The sequence below is a fragment of the Desulfotignum balticum DSM 7044 genome (genome assembly GCF_000421285.1).
GTDB classification, from domain to species: domain Bacteria; phylum Desulfobacterota; class Desulfobacteria; order Desulfobacterales; family Desulfobacteraceae; genus Desulfotignum; species Desulfotignum balticum.
This window is the reverse complement of sequence record NZ_ATWO01000001.1, coordinates 2,233,480-2,248,910: the sequence shown is the minus strand read 5'-3', so window position 1 is coordinate 2,248,910 and position 15,431 is coordinate 2,233,480. Positions and strand designations below refer to the sequence as shown.

Annotated in this window: 7 protein-coding genes; all 7 read right to left on the bottom strand. The window is 51.4% G+C overall.

All coding sequences use genetic code 11. The features are described 5' to 3' along the window. Position 1: 1 nt before the first annotated feature. The 7 genes from K365_RS0111345 to K365_RS0111315 all read right to left on the bottom strand — a co-directional run bounded on the left by K365_RS0111345 (position 2) and on the right by K365_RS0111315 (position 15,150). A complete protein-coding gene (locus K365_RS0111345; protein WP_024334646.1) occupies positions 2-2,830 on the bottom strand; it encodes a TrlF family AAA-like ATPase in 2,829 nt (942 codons plus the stop codon). Continuing rightward, the gene (locus K365_RS0111340; protein WP_024334645.1) at positions 2,827-6,336 is read right to left on the bottom strand and encodes an Eco57I restriction-modification methylase domain-containing protein; all 3,510 of its coding nucleotides are present in this window, start codon (positions 6,334-6,336) and stop codon (positions 2,827-2,829) included. The genes K365_RS0111345 and K365_RS0111340 overlap by 4 nt, the downstream gene beginning before the upstream one ends. 214 nt (positions 6,337-6,550) lie before the next feature. Next, a complete protein-coding gene (locus K365_RS0111335; RefSeq protein WP_024334644.1) occupies positions 6,551-8,275 on the bottom strand; it encodes an ATP-binding protein in 1,725 nt (574 codons plus the stop codon). Next, positions 8,272-11,706: a BREX system P-loop protein BrxC gene (brxC, locus tag K365_RS0111330; protein WP_024334643.1), complete on the bottom strand. Its 3,435-nt coding sequence runs from the start codon at positions 11,704-11,706 to the stop codon at positions 8,272-8,274. The genes K365_RS0111335 and brxC overlap by 4 nt, the downstream gene beginning before the upstream one ends. Before the next feature lie 25 nt (positions 11,707-11,731). Continuing rightward, positions 11,732-12,283 carry a BREX protein BrxB domain-containing protein gene (locus K365_RS0111325; RefSeq protein ID WP_024334642.1) on the bottom strand — a complete coding sequence of 184 codons (552 nt, stop codon included), beginning with the start codon at positions 12,281-12,283 and terminating at the stop codon, positions 11,732-11,734. Beyond that, positions 12,276-13,088 (bottom strand): hypothetical protein, encoded by an 813-nt coding sequence (locus K365_RS0111320; RefSeq protein WP_024334641.1) that lies wholly within the window; start codon positions 13,086-13,088, stop codon positions 12,276-12,278. The genes K365_RS0111325 and K365_RS0111320 overlap by 8 nt, the downstream gene beginning before the upstream one ends. A 358-nt stretch (positions 13,089-13,446) precedes the next feature. Next, positions 13,447-15,150 carry an AIPR family protein gene (locus K365_RS0111315; protein ID WP_024334640.1) on the bottom strand — a complete coding sequence of 568 codons (1,704 nt, stop codon included), beginning with the start codon at positions 15,148-15,150 and terminating at the stop codon, positions 13,447-13,449. Positions 15,151-15,431 lie beyond the last annotated feature (281 nt).

Sequence of the window (15,431 nt, the reverse complement as noted above, 5' to 3'; positions counted from 1 at the left end):
CTCAAAAGTGATATTTCTCCCTTCTGCGGCGGAATGCCTCTTCTGTTCCTTCCATGATATCAAGAACAGCCTTAGTAACAGCTCTTTGATCAAGTCCGCCACACGCAAGCATTTCTCCTTTACCATCACGTGCTTCAAATGCGTAAACCAGTTCAGCGTCTCCGTTCACCGGAAGATTTGCGTTATGCGTAGCCATAATTAATTGACGCTTTGATTTCACTTTACGCAACATCGGGATCAGCTCCCTGAATACAAAATTGGAGTCCAACTCATCTTCTGGTTGGTCAATAACAAGAGGCCCGCCTTCCTGGGCCAGTAACAGGGCAAGAGCAGCCGTATTTCTCTGACCATCAGAAAGCGATCCTTCCGCAATACTCCCAGCGAGCGAGCCGTCGGAACGATAAAGCTTCATATCGACAGTGTCTTGCACCCGGGAACAGCGAAGTTTTTCCCATTGCTCCAGATTGTCTTGAATATGCTGGGACAGTTCTTGGAAGCTCACGCCAAAATCCATTACGTCCGACCCTTTTTGGGGGGATAATTGGTTTTGCAGCACTTGCCATGGCGATACAGCCTTATCCTGGTCGACAAATGATTTAAAAATCACCTCTCCACATCGTTCCCAATTTTTACCGAGGCGTGTTCGCCCATCGGAGGGAGCAAAGCGTTGCCAGAGCTCACGGAAATTTTTTTGATCTTGTTGGTATTTTGCCGACACCTCGATAAAACGCTGACCATGTTCACTGAGAACTGCCAAATCATTGGCACGTTCGGCGGCCTCTACCCGACATTGAAACTGCTCTCGCCAAATTCCATGCAACCGCTGCATAAGCACCTCAGGATCTCCAGCTTCATCTTTTAGTCTTTGAATCTCACATCCAATCTCTTCGATTTCATTTTGTTTTTTTGCCCGGGTTTGGTTGATTTCTTGCAGATGACCCACGTCATCAGTAGTTAGCCCTTTGGCTGCACAAGCTTCGCTAAAATTTTCATCCGCCTTGTCCAGTTCTTCTTGGATAGCTGTCCAAGCTATGTCATCCGATTTGAGCTTTTCAATGATGGTCTCGAACTCCTCGACAGCCTCGCAAATTCTTTTAGCCAGGGCTTCCTTGGCAGCTTTTACCTTTTCATCAAAATGAAGAAACCAGGTCCCATGGGGTGAGTCTTTAACATCAAACGATATATGAGACGCAGCAACAGCTTTACTCAGTGCTGCAACATCGGCAAATTGTTTGCCTGGTATGCCGAGTAGCCCATCGAGATAACGACTTTCCGCTTTGAGTTTTTGATGTCTGTGAGCATATTCTTGAATTTCACTCCGGGCTTTCCATTGTCGTTCTAACTCTTGATGCTCCTGCAGCAGCTTATTGCATTCTTTTTCCAGCATCTTTGCTTTGCGAAGACTGGTAAAAGCTTCCTGAATCTGAAGCTTGAGCTTTCGTTCCTGGTCTGCCAATTCGTTCAGCTCATTTTTGGTAAAGCCATCGACCAATTCCAACAGCCGTTGTGCCTGGCGCACACCTCCTTCTTCAATTTTTGATTCAGTCAAATTGTTGAGTTGTTGTTGGCTATAGAACCGAATGGGCAAATTGTTGAAAAAGGTTTCGGGGTCAGCCATGTCACGGTTTTGAACGGTCGGGCCGTTGTTCTCCCAAACAATGTGATCCTCAACTCCATCGGCGCTAACCCAACATACTTTGAGTTCAGCATTGGGAGAATTTAAGGTGTCCCGAATGCGGTTAATGCGCTCTTTGGTTCCGGCATCAAGGTCTTCAGGTTTGTCTTTTCCAAGGATGATGCGCAAGTATTCAAGCAGTGTGGATTTGCCGGTACCGCGTCCACCAATCACACAATTTAGATTGGATGAAAAATACATCTCCTGATCAGCAAGGAAGGCCACATTTTTTATTGAAATAGATTTGATCATCCCATAGCGTATTCGAAAGGCAGGATGAGTGTCTGCGGATACATCCTCTGGCAGAATGATGCGTGAGTCATGATCAAGAAAAGCTTGGCGAAGAGATTCGATGGAAGGCTCGGACATCTTGATCCATGTGTATCTATAGCCGATGCTGTTGGGAATTGGTCTCCCAAATCCATCAGAATCAATGAGTTTCTTATTATCTGAAGACATCAATGTTGCGATAGGTCGAATTCGTTTCCATTCAGGAAGGCAATCATCCCCTGACTGGAACAGTTTTTGGAAGTTATCGCTCATTTGGCTTAAAGGTTTCGGAACCTCGACAGCCAGAAGGTCAGGATTTCGGTATTCTTCCTGCTGTAACCACTCACTTATCCTATCATTATCAAAAAGACTATCTTGAAAGACGTGAGGGATAATAACAATGCCGCGCCAAGATTCATCTGAATGAGCTTTCTGAACACAATTCAAAATCTCTGGGAGACGTTGAGTTGACTTGGAAAGTGTTTTATCTTTGATTCGGGGACATCCAACGCCGCATTCTGTCAAGATATGGTCAATTTCATCAACACTGGTTCCTGGTTCAAAAAGACACAGAACATGCATGCCTTTGCCGACATCAGCTTCAAATTCGAATCCGGGAAAAAGAGTGATTTTGTGGTTAAACTCTCGTTCAATTTCATCAAAAGCCGACTGCAAGTGAGGGATGAAATTTTTGCTGAGGAAGTTGTGGTCGGTGATACCCACCACATCCAATTTTGCTCTGTAGCAGGCTTCAGCAAAAGCTTTTGCTGCATCTGCCTCTTGACCCATCACAAATCGATCTCCCTCCCAGTGACGAACATCTGCAGGGGTTTGCATCTGCAAATCGCATTTCAACCATCGCATTCCTTTATAAGAGGGGTTCATTCAGAGTTCTCCCGTGCGGCCCGTTTTTCAGACAGGGTCAGGTGGTGGTCATTGATGCGGTCTCCCTTGAACAGGTGATACCACGGGGCCGATTCCACATCTTTCCCCCTGTCTTTGGTCCATTTGATGTTGGGCTTGTCCCGCAGGACCCCGGCGCCTTTTTTCCGGATATCTGGCACGCTCATAAAGGGCCGGATGTTGAGGCGGACCCCATCGTTGAGATCCGGGTCCCATCCAATGGGCTGCTGGTCAAGGGGTTTCCACCGGACAAAAATATCATAAGGGGATTCCCCTTCCAGGATCAGTTCCAGTTTTTTCATGAGGCTTTCGGCCGCATCCAGCCGTTCCTGAGCCCCATCCACCCCGTCGATGATCCCCTGTTTCTGGCGGTTGATCCAGTCACCCAGATAGGTGTAGATCAGGGTTTCCATGCGTTTGGTGTCCAGCTTGTGGTAATTGACCAAGGCCGCAAACCCATCCAGCAACCCGTCCCAGATGTTCCAGATAAAGGGCCGGTGCTTGAACAGCTTACAGTGCTTGGTGAAGAACTTGTCCCGGAGCCAGGTTTCCAGGGTTTTGCCGGCATGGTTCGTATTTTTCAACAGCTTGGCCAACAGGTCGTTGGACCAGGTATCCCCATAGGCGGCCGCCAGAAGGTTCAAGAGACGATCAGCGGCCGGGGCCTCGCCCCGCACCGGCGGGATGCAGACAATGCCGTCCTCGTCTGCAAAGGGGAGAAGCGTTTGGCACCGGTTCACCCATTCCCGCTGTTCATCAGCCAGCTCCATGCCCTGATCCAGTTCGGCGGGCCAGTGGTAACCCAGAAGCCGTGCTACGGCCACATGAAGCACAGTCTCATCATCGCGTAAGGGGCCGTGGGCTGTCCATTTGGTGTCTTCATCCCATATCACCGATCCGCAGGGATGGCCGTGAAAGATCCATTGGGTGGGGTCATCAGAATATGGGCGTGGGAGTCCGTGTGGGTATTTTTCTTCGGCGACTTTTGTCCAATGTTCAATATCAAAGGCAACTTTAACTAAGGTTTTGTTCGTAACTTTTAGTGCATTGTCAATTTGTCTCACCGATTCACTATACTGTGAGCTTGTTACAAAACAAAAAAGACTTTCACGATTGGAAGGGTTGTAAGGGATAATCGCTGCTGCATTTTCATCAAACATGTCGCCTTCATAAAGTGTTGCAGAAAGATCCCCCATTTGACTGATAGTTATTCCTTTTTCCCCCCATGCTTTTCGTCCTTTTATATAGCATGAAGGTTGATCCACCATTTTTCCAACTCCAGATTCCCAAAACAAAACTTGTGATCTGCCATTGTAGAATTGAATCTCTTTTATTGAACCCTGGTATGGAACCCATTTATTACCGAATTGATTTGATTCCCAAAAACAATGAATGAATCTTGAAATATCTCCGGATGAAAGCCCTTTGAACCCATCAGCAAACTCACCCATAAGCATCTGATGCTCTGAAATTTTCACAGTGATCCTTGCATCTGGATTACCCAACTGTTTCATCTGTCCCACACAGTTGATTTCAGCAACTGGCATCTGCTCTGCTTTTTCATTCGCCGCCCGAAGCTCCGACACATCCACGCCCCGAATATGATTGCTGTCGATCGAGATCAAAGATGAAGCCGCCATGCCGTGTGCTGCCATACTTTCGTTTCCCCGGCTCATGGTGATGAGTATGGCTTTGACGACCTCACCGCTGATGGTTTCAAAAGCCCCTGGCCCCAGACGGGCAATCAAATGCCAGATATCCTTTTTCAACAGCTTTTCCCGAAACTTCCGATAACTGGTTAGAAACAGCCAGTTTTGGGGCAGGACAATGCTGACTGTGCCGTAAGTCGCACACAACTCAAGACACCTATCCAGAAACACGGTGGCCAGGTCGTTCTTGCCTTCCTTGTAATATTTGGCACAGAACGTTTGCAGGGTGTCGCTCTGTTTGCCCCGGGCTAGGTAGGGGACATTAGTGATGACCAGATGATATTTTTGTGTCAACAGGCGGGTGGTACCGACCAGGCCTTGGGCCACCACCCCGGCTTCCACCACTGCATCCGGCTGATCCTGGGTCAGGGCAGTCTGGATAGCCGGTCCGATCTCCTGCCATTTCACCAGTCCCGCCACTTTGGCCCGGCTCGGGTCCAGCAGACTGCCCAGGGTAGGGGCATGTTTGAACGCCTCGTACATCCAGTCCAGGGCGATAGGGAGATAGGTCCTGTCCGGAAGCGCTGCGGCAATTGCTTTCCATTCTTCTTTGGCCACACTGACTGACAGGCCGGAGCAGGCCAGGTTCATTTGTGGCAGTATCCGGTAGCCGCCGGCATCCGGATAATTCCAGGCAGTCAGGGCCAGGGCAAAGGCGGCCAGCTCCACGCATCGCTGGTCAATTTCCAGGCCGTGGATGTTGTCTTGCAGCACCGCATCCACCGCTTCACGGGCCGGCAGATTTTCCAGTTCCATGCGCATGGGAACCAGCATCAGCAGCGTGGCCACCAGAAAATGCCCCGATCCACAACAGGGGTCCAGGGTCTTGAGATCACACAGATTGTCCGGCCACCCGTCAAACCACCCGGCTGCCGGCATCCAGTGTTCACCGTCAAAGACGGGCCGGTTCCCCATTGTCAAGGTACAGGTCCCGGTTTTCACAAACCGAAGATAGGTCAGGGGAATGCCCGGCCGGCTGAAAAACTGCCGCAGCGCTTCTTCGGTTTCCGCATTTTTGAGCATTTCCCTGACATTGCCTGACAACGGACCGCTGCCCGTTGCCCATTTTTTCACCCACCAGGCCCCCAGGGAGTTGTCCAGCAGAAAACCGACCATATAGGGTTCTGTGAACAGCTGGGTGACCGCCGGCAGTTCCCGGGCACCGATCTTTACCTCCGAGGCGTTGACCTCATCCTTTTTCCTGGCCTGCCAGAACTGGTACACCCATCCGATGGCATCCGAAGCGGTAAACACTTCCAGGGGCAGGTCCGCCACCAATCGTTCCAGTTTCTGCTGGTGCTCCGGCGGTAAGTTCAGTTCAAACACCGGGGAATCCAGCCGGAAAATCTGGGGCAGCATCTGGGCCGCATACCGGGCCGCCAGTTCCCAGCCGTTGGCAGCCCCTTCATCGGCGGCCAGGTCTTCACACTCTTCCAGGGAGACTGCCACCGGGTCGTCCGGGTCCGGATACATGAGCAGGTTGTTTTCCGCCAGAAACCGGGCAAACAGCATGCGGTGCCAGTGCTGATATGCCACCTCTTCCTTGAGGCGGTCCATGGTCTGGTCTTTGCCGCCGTTCAGGGTGTCTCCCAGCTGACGGCCGTGAACCCGCAGGCGCCGTCGCAGGTTTCGCTCTGAATCGGTCAGATGGGCATATGGTGCCGGTTCTGCCACACCCAGCTGGTCCAAGGCTGCCTTTGCCGCATGTTCAGCGGCTTTGCGGGCATCTTTGACGGTTTTTTCCAGGGTGTTGCGGAGCGGTTTGTCCAGTGGGTTCATGAGCGGTTCATTGCCTCTTTTTGTTTGCTTTCAACCGTTTAATTGAAATTCAATTGCATTCAATGCAATTGGGTGTGCAATTATAAGGATTATTGCACAATAGGTGCAATAATTACGCTATGTGAATGTTGTACAAATGAGCAGTTAGCATTCAATGCAGCATTTAGGTAAAATCAATGCTGCATTGAATGCTGTATTGCATTTAAAAGCGCATTCAATCGCCATGTTCACCCAGCCCATATTCGTAACGCCCCTTTCTACCAGGCCCTGGTCGGGAAATTTTCGGATTTTCATCTGCCAGTTCCTTCATGAGTCGAAGTACCTTGTGCCGGCTATATCGGGTAATCTGGCGAATTTCGGCATTTCCCAGTCCAGGCAATCCTTTTTTGCTTCGATTCATCAGGATACTGAGAACCCTTGTTTTGGCTGCATCCCAGTCTATTCGGCGTTCACGTTCCGGATGACCCGATTCAGACAGTTGCTGGTACAGTTCCGGATAAAGAGTCCAGTACATGCCACGCCCGGCCCCCCCGTGTTCAATGTATCCAGCCTTTTCCATGGCAGAGAGGATTTCTCTCATTTGTCCATGGCTGCGCTGGCACATACCCGCCGCAACAGAGGTCTCAAGCTCCGGGTGTTTCAGAAGATATTGAAGGATCAGCAGGGTATCCACACCCAGGTCACGTCCCTTCCTGCTTTCTTGTGCAACAAACACACGGAACGCGGCAGCCATTTCCCGCTTTAAAAAGGCAACACAGACCGATTCTCCGATTTCCTGGATCATTGGGGGTTCCTTTCCTTCCATGAGCAGGGCTTTGTACATGCGGCTGACGCCCAGATTGCTTCGGTTGACAAGACGCAGGCGGGTCAGTGCTTCTACCAGGAGCGGGTTGCGGGCAGCCGGCTGATGGTGCAGGATATTATCCGGGGTGATCCCGCCGATAAACCCCCCATTATTGCTGATTTCCAGCCGGTCGGGATACAATTTTACCATAATGGGACCGGCGATGCGGAAATCCGCATGGCAGAATGCATTCATGAGCGCTTCACGGATGGCCACCTCCGGCCAGATACGGTATTCAAAATGAAACAGCCCCTGTTCCAGGGTTGTGATGGGATTGAACGGCAGCAACAGCTCTTCTACCCGCTGCACGGAAAACGGAATGGCAGTGATGCGGTCTTCCCGATTGCTGTAATTTGTATCAGATGCCATTTGTAAAAAGGTCCAGTTAAATCCAGGCACATGCCGGCGAAGGACTTCTTCATGTCCCGCGATCAGGATGGCCGCACGTGTCAGCTGATGTTTTTTTATCAATCCAAGAGCGGACAGCAGTTCAAGATCATCCAGTTTCAACAGATCATCGGGTGCACGTTCCGCTTTTGCCAGATTACGCAGGGTTTCCAGGGCGGTAGGAGACAAGCTGGATGGGTCGGCCGGCGCCACCAGTTCGGCACTGAAATCGGTTTCACCGGTCTCGATACTGATTTTACGTCGCAAGGTGCCGGTCAGCGGCTTGCATTCTTTGCCGATCCGTATCGATCCAGTGCCGGCAGTATCAGTGTAAGGGGGCAGGCCCGGATGGATCTGCATGATCAGGAGCCGGCCGAGGCCTTCCGGCACCGGGAGTATCTCGAATACTGGCATGATCTTGGGGTCAGTCTGGTCATAGACCGCTTTTTTCAGGAGATTGACATCCACTTCAGGGGGTACGCCGATAATGGCCTTGGAGCGCCCTGTCACCTGGTCAGCCACCCCGAAAACAACAGTGCCACCCCCGCCGTTGGCCATGCATACCGCCATGTGAACGACCTGCCGGACCGATTTATCCCTGCTTTTGGTATCCCATTGTTTGAAATCCAGGTCTTGATCCTCTAGTTCATCTGCTGTCTGATCTTCCAGCTTATCCAGCAGTTCTGCGATGTCCTGAAGAATTCTCATACCAGAATCGGTCCCTCGGACAATTTATCCATCAACAGTTTCCGGGTCTGATCCAGCCAGGCATCCACATCCGCTTGTGTTTTCAATGTGCGGGCGGGCAGGGACACTTTTTGAAGTTCCGGTTCCAGCAGCTGGGCCGCTTCAAGAAGGATCTGGTTATATCTTCCGGACATGGCCGCAATCCGATCTTTCAGGGCGGGCAGGCCGGTTTGGCCCAGGGTGCGGAGAATGGCATCGGTGGTATCCATCTCGATGGCAGGGCAGGCGGCTTCCACCAGCTTATGGGGAGATCTCAATTCATAGCGCTGCTCCGGTTCGAGCTGCTGCCAGTTGGCATCTTCTTTTAGCCGGGTTTCGCCGGCCTGCCATTCCCGGTCCCAGTCTGACTTGGCCTGGTTCAATGCATCCCGCAGCAGCTGGGTCAGTTGCTTGATCAAAGGTGGGACCAGGTCCGGTTCCGCCAGAAGCTGACGCTGGGTTTCAATGTTTTTGATTTGAGAGATATAGGCCTCGGCTTCAGCCATTCCCTGGACATGCGTTGCCAGGTGTTTGAGGCGTTCCCAGTTTTTTATCCGGGTTTCTATCTGCTGGGACAGGTCGTTCCAGGTCTGGATACACTGGCCTAATTTTTCGCGTTGGTTGTACAAGGCCAGCAGTTGTTCATTGCCGGCAGCCAGGCGGATTTCATGGAGAAAGGCGATGTCCGGCAGTGCCGGTCTGGGGGGATCACCGCCGGCCCGTGCTGCAAGGGCCAGCATTTTTTCCAGAAATTGCGGGGCAATCAAATGCTCTTCCCCGGGGTTGGCTTTCAGGCCTGTCTTTTGAAATAATTTGCGGATCTGGATACGCTGGGCCGTTGTGATGACTTTGGATTCAACCTTGAACAGAACCTTGCCGATGGATTTCCGGTCAAGGTCTTTCGGGTCCACGGGTTTGCCATGGGTATCCTGTGCAAGCAAAAGACCTGCCACCAGGAGCACCTGTAGTCCACCGTCCACGGCATCCCGGGACCACCCATAGGGCGGGGATTCAAAATATTTCCGGATATCGGCCCCGTTTTTGCCGCCGGCAATATATCCCAGGATGGCCTTGCATACCGGATTTTTCGACGGATCGCCGTCATCCCCCACAGCTTTCAAAGCATCCGGCGCCCCGGTTCGGGCCTTTTCATACACCTTGGCCCATCCGGAATGGTCTGCCATGGCAAACTGGGGATAGAGACGCTGCAAGGCGTTTTCAGCCGCCTCCAGAACCATGTCCTGCAATCGGTTCCCCATGATTTCACTACCGCCCCCCTGGAAAACCCGGGCGCCGGAAAAGGCATCTCCCAAAAGATCATTGATTTTTGCTTCAGCTGTCTGCCGGGTGGTTTCCATGGCAGATCGGGCTTCGGTGCCTTCAGGGGTATTGGGGATACCCCGTTTCTCCAGGGTAGCAGCGGCCGCTTTCCAGTTAATCAAATGATGGCGCAGGTCATCGGCGGATCGCTTTGGAATGTAAACAAAAACTGTGGGGGATTGATTTCCCGCCTGCCGGGCATCAGCCCGGACGGCATTTTCATCGATGCCCCAGCCGTTCCTGACCCAGACACAGATCCGCTGTTCCGCATCTGCGGGCAGGTCTGAATCAAATATGGGCGAAATCTCCCGGGATACTTTTGCACTGCCCTGGGTGAGCACCTGTTTGCCCACCAGTTCCCCGAATTTTTTGCGGATACGATCATCCCGTTCCGCTTCGATGCGGTGGATCTCATTGGCCAGGGCTGACCGCTGGCTTGAAAATTCATCACTCCAGGCCGCACTTTCTTCGGTCTGGATGCGGTACTCCTCCCCAACTTTCATCAGCAGGTCACTGGTGTCCAACAGTTTAGGCAGCTGGCTGCGAAGGTCGCTGGACCCATGGGGCAGGTTTTCCACCATCAGATCAGCCAGCGTGTCGATGGTGGCCCGGATGCCGATGTCCTGATGACCGGCTGCCAGTTTGTTGATCAGAAACACCAGGCCGCATGCCCGTCCCAGCAGTTGGTCCTGGGGCGAACCCTTCCGCCATTTCATGGTCTTTTCATGGACTTTTCTGGGAAGGATGCGGGATTGCAGCAGCTTGTCCGCTGAATCATAGTACAGGTAATCAGCCGGCACCACGTGGCCCAGGGGCTCGTCCAGATTGGTCTGGATCACCTTGTGGATCATGCTGAGCTGGTTGCGCAGCTGGCTGTCCGTGCCGGTCTGGTCAAGGACCCGCAACGTGTTCTCCCAGAAACGGCGGCGCACCGGAAGTAAGGGATAATCCTGGGAAAACCAGGGGATGTCATCCTGCTGGTGACCGATGGTGGTGCCGGACAGGTGCCGGGAGATCTCCCCCAGATTGGTCTCCATGACCTTGGCGACAGGTGCGGCTGCATCCGCTTTTTTGGCAAGTATCACCTTGCGGATCACCGCATCCACATCGGCATCGGACAGTTCAATGCGGATGGTGAACCGGCCTTCCAGGCGCTTGAGGTTGCTGGTACCGGTCACGGCGGTCTGGCCGGTACCGATGAACAGAAGTTTGGCACCGATGTTTTTGCAGCAGGCTTCCACGGTTTCCTGGACATCCAATGACCGCTGGGGGTCTCCCCCGATGTACTGCTGGACCTCATCCAGTACGATCAGGGTCAAGGGGAATTTACCCTCTCTGGTCAGGGCCATGCGGATGGCCTTGACCATGTCATCAATGGAAACATCCTGGACATAGGGGTAGAGATTGTTCAGGGTTTCGACACAGGCGGCAGGGGAGGGGAACAGCCCGGGTTTGGCCGCTGCCAGGGCCGCATGCAGTCCTTCGGCCACGTAAAAGTTGTCCAGTTCTTCTTCCCAGTCAAACCCGTGGTCCATCACGTGCTGCTTGACCTGGTCATGGATGCCTTCGGCAGCCAGCCACATCAGAAACCGGGCAACCGGATACTGTCCCGGAAGACCGGCGGACCTGAAAATGATCCGCAGCAGGGCCAGGCGCACGCTGCCGCTGGCACCGGCACCCAGGGTACCGGACGCGGCATGGAGTCCGCCATGGCGTTTGGCCAGGGTGCTCAGCTCCTTGAAATGATCCTTGATATCCTGGGGCAGGCTGGCAATGCCCCGGGCTGTGGCACCGTCCGGAAACACGGTATCCACCCATAAGGCCCTGAGCATTTTGACCAGGTGGGATTTGCCTGATCCATAAAAACCGCTGACCCAGACCGCCGGCTGTTGGGCCTGGTGGATGTTTTTGAGAAAGGTGTCCAGGATATGTGCCATGCCGCTGCCATACTGCCCGTCACAGACAAAGGTGTCCAGCTCATACCGCAGCACGTCAAGGGCCTGTTGGGTGGTGTCGTCATTGACGCTGGCCACCCCTTCATTGACCAGTTTGTGAACAGTGGGGTCTTTTTGATAGATATCGCGGTTGATCATCCTTACTCCCTCTTGTTTGCCTGGGTCAGAATACTTTGTCCGCTGTAATGGGAACGGCTAGATAGTTCCATCCGTCATACCCGTCCAGCAGCCGGTAGTTGTTGTTTTCAAAGCTGCCGGGGAAAAAGATCAGCAGCCGTCCCTTTACCATGGGGGCCAGATGGTCCACCAGTTCCTTGACTTTCAGAAAACCAAACAGGGAACCGACCCCCTTGAGTACAACCACGGTATCTGCGTCAACCTGCTTTTCCTCCAACATGGTCTGGAATTCACCTGCGATATAAGGCAGGTATCTGGGTAGCAAGGTGGGCAGCAGATGCGGGTTCTGAAAATAGCTTTTGGCATACCGCTGGGATGCCATCCAGGCGGCAAATGTATCGGTCAGATCAAAAACGATCCACCCATACCCGGCCTGGCGGGTGACAATCTCAAATTCATCAATGCCGGCCCGCAGCCGCCGCTCATCGGTTTCATCATACACACAGAAAATCACCCGCTGGGCCGCTGCTGCATCTTCCCGCCAAGGGACCTCAATGTATCTGCTGTAAGACTGGATCAATCGCTTGATTTTACTCACCAGAGCCTCCTGTATGGCGAAGCTGTGCCAGTTCCTGTCCATTGATCAGGGTAGGGAACACCACCTCGATGATATCGCCCACCTGCTTGAAAACAATCCAGCCTCTGTGCGAAGCCTCTCTGGCAAGTTCGATAGCCCGGTCAAAGGAACAATCCAGAAGCCGTGCATAATCTGTTTTGAAAAGCGCTGGTCCCCGGGTACCGGTCAGGTATCCCAGCAGCAGGGCATAGGCAGCGCTCCCGGGTGTGGGGATTGCAGGTGTGCGGATCTTTCTGACACGGCCCTGGAGATGACCTGACTGGGTCCAGGTGGCATTGACATTCTGGGCTGTGGATTTCAGGGTGGCCGAACTGAACCGTCCTGGTTCCATGTCATCGATATGGGCGGCCATGACCTCCTGGGTGACCACAGACCCTTCAGGCAGGTTTAATATAAAAGGCGCGGTGGCGCAGAGGATCGAATCTCTGGCACAGGCGCACAACAGTGCCAGCAACGGCCGTCCGGCCGGGTCCCGGTGCCAGAAAAACAGCAATGACCTGAAAAGGATATCAGTGGTGTCCAGCGAATAAAGACTTACCAGGTGGCGGTTGGTCAATTCCCGGGTTTTGCCTGACCGCTTGCCCAGGCAGTTGTCTTCTTTGATGGCGCTCAGGTAGTCTGTTTTATCGGCATTGGGATCATTGATATATTCCAGCAGGTTGCTCAGGTCTTCCAGCATCATGGTGCGTGACAGATGGGCACCACCGCGGTTGAATCTGAATCCGAATTTTGATAAGCGTGTGTTTTTTTCCAGCGTGACCACCAAGCTCTTATCTGCTCCATTATAAAATTTTGATTGATCAACGCAAAACTACATGGGAGGGGAGTGTATGTCAATGATTGGGTTTTAGTTTTGAATGATAAGTATTCGATTTTATCTATTTGTTTTCGGGCATGCCTTGCCATCGTCATATAGGGGGCTTTCAATGTTCAGCTGAATGAGGTGACACTTTATTTAGGATTGTTGGTATCCATTATTTTTCACGGCCGTGAATACTCATGGTTTGGATTTTTATTGAGCAGGATAACTTGGTAACGCCCCGCATAACTATCTGGGAAAGTTTGCATAGCGAAGCGGCCCAGCTTTTCCCGGCCTTATTTGATGCACTTGTTCGCAGTTTTTGTCATGCACTTCTCAAATTTTGTAACAAGGCCTCTGTGAACGGTTCTGTGCGGATGTTATCACGGTGAAGATTTCCTGCGGCCACTACGCGAACATGATCCGCCCCTCTTTGAAAAATTTTTCGTGAAGTATCGTCATCCCATAGGCTGTCCATGAGTATTGAACATTGCCGCGCCATGTTGTGAGAGTTCATTGGTGGTAAAGCTTCACCAATTACAAGTATACGGTATGCGAGAAGCAAATGATACCTTGCTGGCTTCAGTTCCGCAGGAAGAACCTGGCTTCGAAAAAAGAACTCCAAACGGTAATGTGCATAGGCTGCCGTGTAGTATGGTTCCTGCCGGTGATCCATATTGAAAATTTCAGTTCCAATTCCCCGCAGGAGAGTCTTGTAATTTCGAGTGGTCCGATGCGGTAGAGCTCGGAAGATAGATGCGAACGCACGGACGAGATGTGTCATGCTGATCACACGAACTTTTTCTACGCCAGTCATGCCATTATACTGACGCGAACGCCTTTCATAATACAACTTTTTCCTGCCGTCAAATGTTGGGAAATACGATTCCAATTTCTTGGGGAAGTCCGATAATGCAAACAATTGGTCTTCAGTCACTTGGGTCTGTCGGTTTGTCGCTTTAATGATGGAATTCTTGATATTGTCATCTTGCGTCGCAATGAGACGTACAGGAATCATGACTTCATCAGTGAGTCCCACACGACACTCGTGCAAAACATAGCTGGTTTGACAACCGTTAACCACCTGATAGTCCTCAAGCAAAAACTTGTTTCCGGTTGGATGGACACGCCGAGCGACAATTGTTACTCCGTTGTTAAGCAACGGGAAGTAACGTGCAGTGTCAGGCGAACTGAGGGTATCCCGCATTTCGGAGTTCACTGGATTCCAATCCTGCCAGTGCCTCACATTATCGTAGAATAGTGAGGTGAGGACTTCGTCGTTGTCGTTCTCTACAAGTTTAAGAAACTGAGAAGCTGGTAGCAATCCAAGATAGGCCTGTTCGACACCAGGTATTTCCGGAATAACGGTGCGCTCTGAGAACTTAATTTCAGTTGCTATAGCATTCTGTGACTCCCTGTAAAGTCGTTGAAGTTGGTCGGCATCGACACAACCAAATCCAACCTTACGGAAGAGATTAAGTTCTTCAACGTCTTGTCTCCCTGCATCTCGACGAACAACAAGATTGGCATCATCTGTCCACTTGCCTGTCGTCACATAGTAAAGAAGACACTGTGGATTACCCTTCTTGAAGAGACGACTACGGTCAAATATTTCCCTGGCTATTCTCGCGTAGAGTTGCACGCGGTCATTCTGAGGCAATTGTGGTGTTTCGGAAAAAAAGTCACAGACTCCGAAGACAAATTGACCAATTTTTGCTGTTTCAAATCCGCCTGAGCGTTCGGCTTGTGTGAATACAAAATTTACATCAAGATAACCATTGGTATCAGCGAGGTCTTCAATTTCTTCTGGCTCGCTAACAATGGTTCCATTTACGAGTATAGCTATGCAGTCAATTCCACAATCACCCCCAGCACCTACGGCGATGTCATCGCTAGCAAATGATTCGGAGTAGTGACCGGAAGTAACAAGAAAACCAGAAAAATGTTCAAATGCTTGATCTTCTGGTAAAGTTTCTAATCCATTTTGTTCAATAAATTCGTTAAGAAGCGCTTTAGTAATTCTATCCATGCTACACCCCTCATGTGTAAATTATCTGCGAACTCTTTAATCAGCGGCGCAGCTTTTTGCACGCCGGGTAGCCGGGGGCTGTTGCCAGCCCCAAGCCCCCTAAGAACCGGACATGAGACTTTCACCTCATCCGGCTCAAGCATTGGTAAGGGCTGGCTCAAAATTAATATAACATATTTTGGATTAATTCTATCAACTATTTTGAAAGGGTTATTATCACACATATGTTTTTATGTCTCTAATTTAAAGGCATTTACGACGAAATATTTTATTGACAGCCT